Genomic DNA, 8,631 nt, shown 5'->3' on the forward strand with positions numbered 1-8,631 from the left:
ACCGGAAGCGGTTGGACCACCAACTGCCGCCTTCGAAAACCCAGTTTAGAATTATTCGAAACTGGAGTTTTCGGCCCATGTTTTAGGCAGCGGCGCAGCATTCGTCAAGCCGAGAGACCGGCCCGCGCGCGAGGCATGAGCTCAGCGCATAGAGGCTCGGCGGGGCCCCAAAAAGAACGGTCAAGGAAACGACCTAATGCCAGAAGTCATCTTCAACGGACCCGAAGGCCGCCTCGAGGGGCGCTACCAGCAGGGCAAGGATCCGAACGCCCCGATCGCGATCGTGCTTCATCCGCATCCGCAGTTCGGCGGCACGATGAACAACCAGATCGTCTACAACCTGTTCTACATGTTCGCCCAGCGCGGTTTCTCCGTCCTGCGCTTCAATTCGCGTGGCGTGGGTCGCTCGCAGGGTCTGTTCGATCACGGCATCGGCGAACTCTCGGACGCCGCCGCGGCGCTCGACTGGCTGCAGAGCCTCAACCGCGAGTCGCGCGGCTGCTGGATTGCCGGCTTCTCGTTCGGCGCCTGGATCGGCATGCAGCTCCTGATGCGTCGCCCCGAGGTTGAGGGCTTCATCTCGGTGAGCCCGCCGGAGAACCTCTACGATTTCTCCTTCCTCGCCCCCTGCCCGTCCTCGGGCCTGATCATCCATGGCGACAAGGACCGTGTGGCGCCGCCGCAATCGGTGCAGAAGCTGGTCGACAAGCTGAAGACCCAGAAGGGCATCACCATCGAGCAGCAGCAGGTCGAGGGCGCCAACCACTTCTACGAAGGCAAGATCGACGAACTCACCGAACGCTGCGCCGACTATCTTGACCGGCGCCGCGCGGAAATCGCGGCGGGCAAGGGGCGCTAGCCAGACGCCCCGGACCTCGTCCTTCGGACGGCTCGGGATGAGGTCCTCATGGGGGTGCACCTTGCCCTCATGACGAGCCGGTCGATTACATAGGGCAAGCCGATGGCCGCCAAGTTCAAATCCGATTTCCTGAACGTCCTCGATCAGCGAGGCTTCATCCACCAGATCTCCGATCCCGAGGGGCTCGATGCCCTCGCGGCCAAGGAGCGCATCACCGGCTATGTCGGTTACGATGCGACGGCCACCAGCATCCATATCGGCAACCTGATCACCGTGACGATGCTCTACTGGCTGCAGGAAACCGGCCATCGGCCGATCAGCCTGATGGGCGGCGGCACCTCGATGGTTGGCGATCCCTCATTCCGCGACGACCAGCGGAGCCTGCTCAGCGTCGAAAAGATCAAGGCCAACATCGAGAGCATCAAGAAGGTCTACTCGCGCATCCTCCGCTATGGTGACGGCCCGACCGACGCCATCATGGTGGACAATGCGGACTGGCTGCTGAAGCTGAACTATGTCGAATTCCTGCGCGATGTCGGCCGCTTCTTCTCGGTCAACCGCATGCTGAGCTTCGACTCGGTGAAGCTCAGGCTCGACCGCGAACAGTCGTTGAGCTTCCTCGAGTTCAACTACATGATCATGCAGGGCTATGATTTCACCGAGCTCAACCGGCGCTACGGCACGGTGCTGCAGATGGGCGGCTCCGACCAGTGGGGCAACATCATCAACGGCGTCGATCTCAGCCACCGCATGGGCGGACCGCAGCTATACGCGCTGACCACCCCGCTCTTGACCAAGGCGTCGGGCGAGAAGATGGGCAAGTCGGCCTCCGGCGCCGTCTGGCTCAACGGCGAGCTCTTCAGCCCCTACGATTTCTGGCAGTACTTCCGGAACACCGAGGATGCCGATGTCGGCAAGTTCCTCAAGATCTTCACCCGCCTGCCGCTCGACGAGATCGAAAAGCTCGCGGCGCTGGGCGGTTCGGAACTGAACGAAGCCAAGAAGGTCTTGGCGACGGAAGTCACCGCCATCGTACACGGCCGCGAAGCGGCGGAGCAGTCGGCATCGACTGCTGCGGCCACCTTCGAAGCCGGCTCGCTCGACCTGTCGCTGCCGACGGCGGAGGTGTCGAAGTCGGACTTGGCCGCCGGCATCGGGTTGCTTGCCGCGCTGGTCACTGCCGGCCTTGCCGCGTCCAACGGCGAGGCACGCCGGCACATTCAATCGGGCGCAGTGCGGGTCAACGACGAACCGGCCACCGACGATCGTGCCACCCTGGGCACGGCGGCGCTGTTGCCGGAAGGCGTGATCAAGCTCTCGGTCGGCAAGAAGAAGCACGCGCTGCTGAAACCGGTTTGAGCGCCACCTTAACTGGCACCCCGACCTTCCACCTCCACGGTGTCACCCCTTCGCCGGAGTGACACCGTGAGTGGGGACGGCACCGTGCGCGCCATCGTCCAAGCGGCTGCGACGGCCTTCGAGCGGACCCACGGGAATTGCCCAACACTCGGTGTCATCCCAGCGAAAGCTGGGGACCCATTTCGCAGCCCGAACCAGCGGAGAGTTGGGTCCCCAGCTTTCGCTGGGATGACAGCCGGTGGGTGAGGTAATTTTGGACCCAAGCCTGCCCTTACTCAGCGCGTCACCAGCACCGGAATGGTGGTGTGCGACAGCACGTTGTTGGTCTGGCTGCCGAGCAACAGCCGGCCAAGCCCGCTGCGGCCGTGCGAGCCCATGACGATCAGATCCGCCCCCACCGAATTGGCGGTCGAGATGATGCCGTCGGCCGGAAAACTGTCATTGACATAGACCGTCTTGGCAGTCACGCCGGCAGCAGCCGCTGCCTTTTCCGCCTTGCCGAGCAAGTCCTTGGCCGCAGTTTCCTGGGCTTCGATCAGTTCCGGGATCGGATCGAATGCCGCGCCTGCGACGGTCGCGTAACCACCGCCGAGCACTGCAGTGGGTTCCGTCACTGTGACGATTGTCACCGCCGAGCCAAGCGCCTTGGCGAGACCGAGTGCATGATCCAGCGCACGCGAGGCGAGTTCCGAACCATCCGTTGCAACGAGAATATGTGCGTACATTTCGTACCTCCAGACCACCATGTGGCGATCGTAAGCCGTTGCGCCAACCCGTACATTGATAGAAATCAACCTACTCCGGGCGGGTCACTCGACCTGCCCCTGGTCACTCGACGCGCGGGATTTCCTTGGCTCGGTACTCGAACATCCGGCGGAACGCCCCGGGCACCAGCGCCGACATCGGGTTGATCTTGAAATCCGGCTTGTCCAGCGGGCCGCGCACCGCAAAGGTCACCCCGAACAGCCCCTCGCCATCGCGCCCGGCCAGCGGCCCGAGCAGTTTCGAGAACGCGTTGTTGAGCCCGAACAGCGGCACATAGGTACCGGTAATGTCGTACTGACGTTTGTCGGTATAGATGAAGCCGCGGGCCGTGCCGCCAACCGTTGCTCCAGCCAGCACCGCATCGGTGATCTCCACGCGGTCGCTGCGCCGCACGAACTGCGCCTCGGCACTCTTGAACTCCAGCTTGTTGGAGCGGGCAATCATCTGCCTGGACTGTGTGTCGTTCCCAAGAATCTGCGCCACATTGCCTTCGTTGACGAAAGCGAAATTGCGCAGCGAGAACTGCCCGACATCGATCTTCTGGTCGTTGACCGTCTCGACCACCAGGCTGCCGGCACCGCCCTCGACATTGGGGTAGACGTTCATCAGCCGCAAAAGCGTCCCGAGATCATTGAACGCCACCGACATCACCTTGCCATCCGGCGTTGGATTGGTCGTGACCGAGACGCTGCGATTGCCGCCGAGGTTGGCCTGCAGGTTCACGCGCTGCAGGTCGGCTCCGCGCAGCACCAGGTCGAGGTTCACGTTGAACGCCGTCGTCTTGTAGAAGCCGAGCGCTCGTTTGAGCTCGAGGTCAACCGCAATGGTCTGGTCGTTGACCGCCGTCGCCTGCGGACCGCCGGTCGAATCGCCCGAGAGGCTGAAGAAGCGCTGCAGCATCGGTTTCAGGTCGAGCTGGTCACCGCGCAGCCGCACCTGGTAGCCGTTGCGGATCGGCGTCAGGGAAATCTGCGCCTCGTCGCCGGGGCTTAGCGCAAACGAGGTGAACTCGGCCGACTGCAGGCCTTCCTTCAAATCGAAATCGAGGGCCCCCTGGAGTTTCACGTCGCCGAAGCCGAGATCGAGGTCGTTGATGGTGACGGCATCGCCGTCCAGCTTGATCTGCGCCGCGGCTGTTCCCTTGACGCCGGCAGCCTTGCTGATGCCGAGGTCCTTGATGGCGAGCCGCGCGTCCTCGAGGTCTGCCGCCAGTTGGATTGTGCCGTCGCTCAGGGGCTTGGCCGAGATGGTCAGCGGTCCATCGAGGAAGTCCGAGGTGTCGACGCCGAACTTCTTGAACGCGTCGGAGTCGACCTTGGCTGTCAACACCACGTCCGGCTTCTTGGGATCCAGCGTCCCCATTGCCGATATGGCCGCCGGCACACCGTCGAACTCGGTCGTTCCGCTGACGTTGAAGCCGGCCTGTGTCACGCGGAACTGCAACTGCCCCTTGGCCACCGAATGCCCCTCGATCGGCTCGGCGGTTTCCAGGTCCTGCAGTGTACCATTGATGACGTAATCCATCGTCCGCGGCTGGTTGGTCTTTTTGTCGGTGACGATGGTTGCCACCAGCCCGAGCGACACCAGGCCTTTGACGGCGTCGAAGTTCTTCGGCAACGCCACTTGCTTCAGTGCATCGGGCTGGTTCGTCTTGACCCAGTCGAGCAGCGCCGGGATGCCGCCGGAGAGATCACCGGAGATCTCGTACACCGCCTCGGTGTCGCTGTTGGACCCGATAATGAAGCCGGCATTGGCGATCGAGATGTTGCCTTTGGGTGTCGGGATGGTCGCGCCATCGCCGGAAATCTGGATGTCGGTGTCCTTGAGGCTGAGCTTCATCTCGCCTTCGATGGTGATCGGCTCCATCGTGTCGAGTGCCTTGATCTGGACGCCGACCCCGACGATGTCGATCGTCATCGCGTTCTTGGGCATCGGCTTGTTCTCGCCCGGCTCGCCCAGTGAGCCGATCGGGAAGTCGTAGCGCATGGTCGATTTCTTGATCCGCCCGCCAACCACGTTCTTGACGAACCAGTCACGCGACTCGCTGGCAAGGAAAGCTGGCCATAGCCGCTTGAGGTCGTCGGCCGAGAGCCCGTCGCCGGCGATGTTCATTTCAAAGCCAGTGCCGCGCCGCACCATGTCGATGCGCCCGGTCGACACCAGCTGGCTGCCGTCGGCCTTCCTTGCTTCGAACTGGTCGATGCCGGTGGCGCCATAAAGCGGCGCCGACCAGCCCTGGAAATTGACCTCGCTGAATGGTGCCTCCGGCATACCCTGCTCGTTGGCGATGGCGACGTCGCGCGCCGCGACCTTCATACCGACGATCGGACCATAGAGCGGATCGAGCCCGAGCTTGAACACGCCGCTGACGTAACCCGTGCTCCCGGCGACGCTCACCTGCATCTCGCCCATGGTGAACTGGCCGATGGCAGGATCCCACACCACCTCGGCAATCGAAGTGGCGATCGGGAAGTACTGCCCATTGGCCCGCACATCCATGCCGGTCAGATCGATATGGAACAGCCCGTCGGTGATTTTCTGGGTGTTGGTGAAGCCCACATCGATCGACACCGAGGCCGTACCCACCACCGCGATCGCCGTCTCCTGCTCCCCCACGAAGGGGGCGAAGGCGCCTGGGTCGAGGTTGGTGATCGAGGCCTTGAGGCGCGCGCCGCCATCGTCGGTCTCGACCCACTCGAGAATGCCGTTCATCACCGAGCCGCCAATGCCGGCGGAAAAATTACCGGAGGCCGACTTGCCGTCGGCATTGGGAGCGATGTCGATATTGATCTCGGTGAAATGCCTGAGCACACCATAAAGCGCGTCGTTCATGTCGAGCGCGCCGCGCTTGACCACCAGCCGGGAGAAATTGCCGAGCTTGGCCTGCTGCACGATGCCGGCAATGCCTTTGGCGGCCGCTTCGAGGTTGTAGACCAGCCAGTCATTGTCGGAGCGGATGCCGAGGCTGGCCTCCGGCACCTGGCCCTTCACGTCCACACCGTCCGGCGAGAGGTTGACCTCGGGGAACTGATCTTCGCCCTCGATGACGCGCACTGTGCGGCCACCGTCCGGCTCGTCGACATACTCGAACTTGGCGAGACGCGGTCCGAACAGATCCTGGTTCACCTGCAGGTGCGGGCCGACGATCGTCACCGTGGCGCCGGGCTGGCCCACCAATGCTCTGAGCGGCGAGAAGCCGACCTCGAGTGCATCCATGCTCACCGTGCCGCCGGTCTTCACGTCGGTGAAGGTGACGGGTTTGAACTGGATCACCGGCCAGACGAAGCCCTCGAGCGCCAGCGCCATGTCGCCCAACTCGAGCTTGCTGCCGGATGGCATTGAGCCGAGCACCAGATTGCGCACCTGCGAGCTGACGAAGGGCAACGGGATCGGGGTGACGAGCAACACGGCGTACATGGCGACGAGCAGGATGACAGGCGCGGCGACTGCCGCCGCTGCGATCCTACCCAGGATGCGCCATGCCGAGCGCTTGCGGAGCTGGGAGCCAGGGGCTGGAGTAGGTTTCACTGCTTTCCGACTTGAGGCCGCTCGCTTTGCCGCCCTATTCTAGAATCAAACCGAGCAGCGGTTCACTGCCAGATGATACCGGCTGCAATATGGCACTAACACCCCATCGGATGCGCGGCTTTTCCGGCGTTTTCCCGTCTACCGAACCGGATGACATGACCCTTCCCCTTCCCGGCACCCCTGCCCCAGACTTCGAACTGATCACCGACAGCTACGAGAAGTTCCGCCTGTCGGATCATCTTGGTCACCCGGTGATCCTCTACTTCTATCCGCAGGACGACACCGAGGGCTGCACGATCGAGAACATCGAGTTCACCGACCAGATGCCCGAATTCAAGCGGCTCGGCGCGGTTGTCGTCGGCATCTCACCCGACACCGTCGAGCAGCACTGCTCGTTCCGCGACAAGTACAACCTCGGCGTTATTCTCGCGGCCGATCCCGAACGCCGGGCCATCGAGGCCTATGGCATCTGGCAGCTCAAGAAGCTCTGGGGTGTCGAGTATATGGGGGTGAAGCGCATCACCGTGCTCGTCGGCCCCGACGGCAAGGTGGCCGAAGTTTTCCATGCCACCCGCATCAAGGGCCATGCCGAAAAGGTGCTTGCCGCGACTCGCACACTCGTCGCCAACGCCAGCGCCATTCCCGCCAAAGCGGCCTCCGCTCCCTCCAAACCGAGGCGCGCCAAGGGCTGAGCCCCGCGCTTTGCCGGACTTTTCGCGTTTGTTAACCCTAACGGATCATGATCGGGGCCAGTGAAAGTGGCGTCCCGGAGTTCTGGCGGTGCGTGCGAAATCGAGTGGCGTTCAACCGGCTCCCCAGCCGGTCTCCAAGGTGTTCGGAGCCCCCCCGCGGAGGGCGAAGCGGGACCCGGGCATCAGGCCCGGCCTGCTTTACCTCGCATTCGCTGCGCTGTTCGGGACCAACGTCGTAACCCTGGTCGGCTTCCTCATGGCCCCCGACATCGCGGCCCTGCTCAACGGCCAGAACGACGTGGTCGTCTCTGCCTATGAGGACCGGATCGCCCAGTTGCGGGTCGAAGTCGACCGCTTGCATTCGCGGCAGTTTGCCCAGGCCGGCGACATCAACCTGCAGCTGCAGGAGTTGACCCAGCAGCAGGAAGTGCTGCTGGAACAGCATCAGCTGGTGAAGCAACTTGCGGCCAAGGCCGCCGAACTCGGCATCGAAACCGCGGCGGTCGACCCGAACATCGACGACGCTGTTCCCGCCGCCGCTGTCGCGCCGATCGTGGCCGGCGGCGATCTTGCCGAGGTTGGCGCGTCGATGACCAGGATGATGGACGATAGCCGCATGGCGCTGGCCGCGCTGTCGGTCTCTGCCACCGAATCGACCGATACCATTCTCGATGTGCTGGGCGGGCTCGGCATCAAACCGAACATGCCCGACGGCCTGGGCGACGGCGTTGGCGGTCCCTATCAGCCGCCGGTCGACGGCGGCGACAGCAGCGGCATCGTCGACGATGCCAACGACGTCTACCTCGCCCTGGCGCGCTTCAAGGCGGCGCGCGGCGCCATCGACCTCGCCCCGATCCACAAGCCGATGGACTCGCTCAACCGCATCAGCTCGACTTTCGGCAACCGCAAAGATCCGTTCACCGGCGGCCGCGCTTTCCATGCCGGCCTCGACTTCCCGGCGCCCAAGGGCACCACGGTGCTGAGCGCCGGCTATGGCAAGGTGACCTTCGTCGGCGAGAAATCCGGTTATGGCAACCTGGTCGAGATCACCCACTTGACCGGCCTCGTCACCCGCTACGGCCATCTCAGCGCCTTCCTCGTCAAGCAAGGCCAGGTGGTGAACACCGGTACCCCGATCGCCAAGGTCGGTTCCACCGGCCGCTCCACTGGGCCGCACCTGCATTTCGAAGTGCGCCGCAAGGATGTTGCGGTCGACCCGGGCAAGTATCTCGCTGCCGGCAAGCGGCTGGCGCGCTTCCTTGGGGCGTGAGCGCTTCCGATTGCATTGCCGCAACGCGTTCGGCAAATCAGCCATGCATTCGCCCAAGACCAGCTAGTTGCTCTGGTTTTTCGCCGGGGACGGGTTTAGGTTCCCGCCACAATGCTGATGACCTCAGACATTCCAACGATGCTGCGGCTGCACCGGGC

6 protein-coding genes are annotated in these 8,631 nt (G+C 63.4%); 4 read left to right on the forward strand and 2 right to left on the reverse strand.

Translation table 11 applies throughout. The features are described from left to right. The first annotated feature begins 196 nt into the window (after positions 1-196). Positions 197-859, forward strand: coding sequence for an alpha/beta hydrolase (locus VGV07_RS03190; protein WP_055049272.1), 663 nt, complete (start codon positions 197-199; stop codon positions 857-859). A gap of 102 nt (positions 860-961) precedes the next feature. Next, on the forward strand, positions 962-2,218 hold the full coding sequence (gene tyrS / locus VGV07_RS03195; protein WP_326867243.1) for a tyrosine--tRNA ligase: 1,257 nt from the start codon (positions 962-964) through the stop codon (positions 2,216-2,218). Between the two features lie 275 nt (positions 2,219-2,493). Here the strand turns inward: tyrS and VGV07_RS03200 are convergent, their stop codons facing one another. Further along, on the reverse strand, positions 2,494-2,943 hold the full coding sequence (locus VGV07_RS03200; protein ID WP_326867244.1) for a universal stress protein: 450 nt from the start codon (positions 2,941-2,943) through the stop codon (positions 2,494-2,496). Positions 2,944-3,046: 103 nt separating this feature from the next. After that, positions 3,047-6,400, reverse strand: coding sequence for a hypothetical protein (locus VGV07_RS03205; RefSeq protein ID WP_326867245.1), 3,354 nt, complete (start codon positions 6,398-6,400; stop codon positions 3,047-3,049). Positions 6,401-6,666: 266 nt separating this feature from the next. On the opposite strand from VGV07_RS03205, the gene VGV07_RS03210 reads away from it, so the two are divergent. Together VGV07_RS03210 and VGV07_RS03215 are read left to right on the forward strand one after the other, a co-directional pair. Beyond that, on the forward strand, positions 6,667-7,203 hold the full coding sequence (locus tag VGV07_RS03210; RefSeq protein ID WP_326867246.1) for a peroxiredoxin: 537 nt from the start codon (positions 6,667-6,669) through the stop codon (positions 7,201-7,203). A gap of 139 nt (positions 7,204-7,342) precedes the next feature. After that, a complete protein-coding gene (locus VGV07_RS03215) occupies positions 7,343-8,473 on the forward strand; it encodes a M23 family metallopeptidase (protein ID WP_326867247.1) in 1,131 nt (376 codons plus the stop codon). Positions 8,474-8,631: the final 158 nt, after the last annotated feature.

The sequence above is a fragment of the Devosia sp. genome, assembly GCF_035944845.1.
In the GTDB taxonomy this organism is placed as follows: Bacteria; Pseudomonadota; Alphaproteobacteria; order Rhizobiales; family Devosiaceae; genus Devosia_A.

Excerpts from the sequence above, each read along its gene's own strand:
- VGV07_RS03190 (WP_055049272.1), top strand. The coding sequence starts at position 197 with ATGCCAGAAGTCATCTTCAACGGACCCGAAGGCCGCCTCGAGGGGCGC.
- tyrS (WP_326867243.1), top strand. The coding sequence starts at position 962 with ATGGCCGCCAAGTTCAAATCCGATTTCCTGAACGTCCTCGATCAGCGA.
- VGV07_RS03200 (WP_326867244.1), bottom strand. The coding sequence starts at position 2,943 with ATGTACGCACATATTCTCGTTGCAACGGATGGTTCGGAACTCGCCTCG.
- VGV07_RS03205 (WP_326867245.1), bottom strand. The coding sequence starts at position 6,400 with ATGTACGCCGTGTTGCTCGTCACCCCGATCCCGTTGCCCTTCGTCAGC.
- VGV07_RS03210 (WP_326867246.1), top strand. The coding sequence starts at position 6,667 with ATGACCCTTCCCCTTCCCGGCACCCCTGCCCCAGACTTCGAACTGATC.